General features: G+C 21.9%; 1 protein-coding gene. It reads right to left on the bottom strand.

Features of this window, described 5'->3' with window-relative positions:
- Positions 1 to 1114: 1114 nt before the first annotated feature.
- Positions 1115 to 1318: hypothetical protein (locus D9V61_RS03150; protein ID WP_222837032.1), on the bottom strand; the 204-nt coding region annotated here is incomplete at its 5' end.

The raw sequence follows: 1318 nt of genomic DNA on the forward strand, positions 1-1318 counted from the left end.
ATCTTTCAGCTTCCTAAACCCAATAAAATTATACCATCTCTCTCAAAATACATTCACCATTAGCAAAATTATATACAAAATAATGAGTCGGCATGGCATCCCACATCATCAAAAAAAATTACTCAATTACCCTGTTCAATAAATTTGTTACAAATATAGTTGAAGAGATTTAAGTAAGCTTATCTCTGAAAACATTAGACTGTGAAGTACACATTTCAATGACGTATAAAGAAATAGTTAATACTTACGAAAAATAAGAAGTTAAACTGATATAAAAATTGAACATATCAAAAATAAAATATTTATGGAAAAAATTTTATAGGGGCTACTGAAGAAAACATAGACAAAAAATTTAAATCTTTTTACAAAAAAGTTATCCACAAGTTTCTGTGTATAAGTTTACTCTAAAAAAATATAAAAATTTATATTTATTCAACTTTTAGTAACATAACTCTATGTTTTTTATACACAAAATTTTTTTTTAATATGTATAAAGTAGATGTTGATAACATGTTCATAAGTCTGGGGATAAGTTTTGTATATCTAGGGAAGTATGTCTTTTAACTATGGTGGCATCACATAAAAAAATATTAAAAAAATAATTAATTGAAATTAAAGATTTTTATATTCTTTTAAAAAAACTAAAAAGAAAAAACAAATATATATGGGTATATAATTGTAATTATTGTTCTTTTTTTATATCAATTACGTATTAGTATCATTTTTATTTAATATATTTATTATATACTTAAATATTTTATGTGCTTTTTTTAAAAAAATAAAAAAGGATAATCTTGCTTTAATTCAATAAATTAGTTATTATAAAAGAAAATTAAAGAAAATTTTTTTGATTAAGAAAGAGATCTGAATTAATGAAAAACAGCCGATATAAAATTGAAATTATTCAAAAACAGGCTAATTATTATCCTGATCCCACAAGAATTTTTAATTATCTTTGTGGATCAAGATCAGAAACATTATTACTTTTAAAACAGCAGAAGTTAATAAAAAAAATGATTTAGAAAACATATTATCGATGACGTAATACGAGCATCTGCCCTAAAAAATTTAGTGAGTATAACCGCTCTTTCTCTTAACGGAGCAAATATAATATCTATTTTAAAAAAAATACTAATGAAAAAATAAAAATTTCCGAACAAAATAATGCTATTATCTTTACTTTTCCACCTATCAAAAAAAACATAGATGAAGACAAAAAAATTGTTTCATTATCAATTTTTGATATTTTTAGATTTGTTATGAAAATTTTTAAAAACACAAAAAAAATAAACAAAGCAATGTTTTTTAGAGGGTTGTT

Origin of the sequence: Buchnera aphidicola (Acyrthosiphon lactucae) (assembly GCF_005083565.1) — a bacterium.
In the GTDB taxonomy this organism is placed as follows: domain Bacteria; phylum Pseudomonadota; class Gammaproteobacteria; order Enterobacterales; family Enterobacteriaceae; genus Buchnera; species Buchnera aphidicola_AH.